The following is a 1,207-nucleotide window of genomic DNA, read 5'->3' on the forward strand; positions in this document are numbered from 1 at the left end:
CGATCTCGGTAAACATTCCTTTCATGTACATTGTCAGGATAAGTCCGGCAACCCATTACTGCGGAAAAAGTTCACGCGAACCAAATTGATTGAATTTTTAGCCGGATGTTCATCCGCTACCGTTGTTATGGAAGCCTGTGCCGGAGCACATTTCATGGCTCGGCGGATTGCTGATTTAGGTCATGTAACTAAGCTGATATCTCCGCAGTTTGTCCGTCCTTTTGTGAAGAGTAACAAGAACGATTTCGTCGATGCGGAAGCTATCTGCGAAGCGGCATCCCGTCCCTCCATGCGATTTGTGCAACCACGAACTGAAGCTCAACAGGCCATGCGGGCGCTTCACCGAGTCAGGGAGTCGCTGGTCAGAGATAAAGTCAAAACCACTAATCAGATGCATGCCTTCTTGCTGGAGTTTGGCATCAGCATGCCGATAGGTACAGCGGTGATCAGGCGTCTTTCCGAAGTATTGGCTGAGAATACGCTTCCGCCGTATCTGGAACGGCTACTGATTCGCCTCCATGCACATTATCTTTATCTGGTTGAACAGATTACTGAGATTGAAGCCGCGCTGGAACAGGAGCTGAGCCGCGATGAAACAGGACAACGTCTTCTTACCATTCCCTGTATTGTGTCGATCACCGCCAGCGTTTTATCTTCTCAGTTATGCGACGGAAAGCAGTATGTATGCAGCAGAGATTTTGCTGCATCGACCGGATTGGTTCCTCGGCAATACAGTACCGGGGGACGAACTACCTTATTGGGAATAAGTAAGCGCAGGGATAAAAACCTGCGACGGTTACTGGTTCTGTGTGCCCGTATTCTTATTATGCGGTTAGATCATCAATCCGGAAGGCTGGCCGACTGGGTTAGAGCACAACTGCAACGAAAACATTCTAATGTTGTAACTTGTGCTCTTGCCAACAAATTAGCCCGGATAGCCTGGGCAATAACGACACAAAACAGCGTGTTCGAAAAGTAACGATAGAATTCTCTCCACAGGAGGGGTAATCGTTAATTTAAGAAGTTACCCATCTGGTTTTGCGAAGACTGATTATTGATGACATGAACGGCCTGACGGCCTGATGAAAAATCTGACAAAAAAAGTGGCTCATTGAAGCCGTGGGACTTTTTAGGTACATCGGGCGCGGAACTCATCGAGGCGCGGACATCCTTGTCCATATTGACGCCGGATAGATTTAAGCAAGCC

At 48.1% G+C, this 1,207-nt stretch carries 2 protein-coding genes; one reads left to right on the forward strand and one right to left on the reverse strand.

Going from position 1 to position 1,207, the window contains the following annotated elements; all coding sequences use genetic code 11:
• On the forward strand, window positions 1-979 hold a 979-nt coding region (locus tag HMPREF3119_RS18550; protein ID WP_083297302.1), incomplete at its 5' end, for an IS110 family RNA-guided transposase.
• Window positions 980-1,011: 32 nt separating this feature from the next.
• Here HMPREF3119_RS18550 and HMPREF3119_RS19230 read toward each other — a convergent pair.
• A partial coding sequence (locus HMPREF3119_RS19230) for a hypothetical protein (RefSeq protein WP_139144856.1) occupies window positions 1,012-1,207 on the reverse strand: 196 nt, incomplete at its 5' end.

The sequence above is a fragment of the Morganella sp. HMSC11D09 genome (genome assembly GCF_001807955.1).
GTDB classification, from domain to species: Bacteria; Pseudomonadota; Gammaproteobacteria; order Enterobacterales; family Enterobacteriaceae; genus Morganella; species Morganella morganii.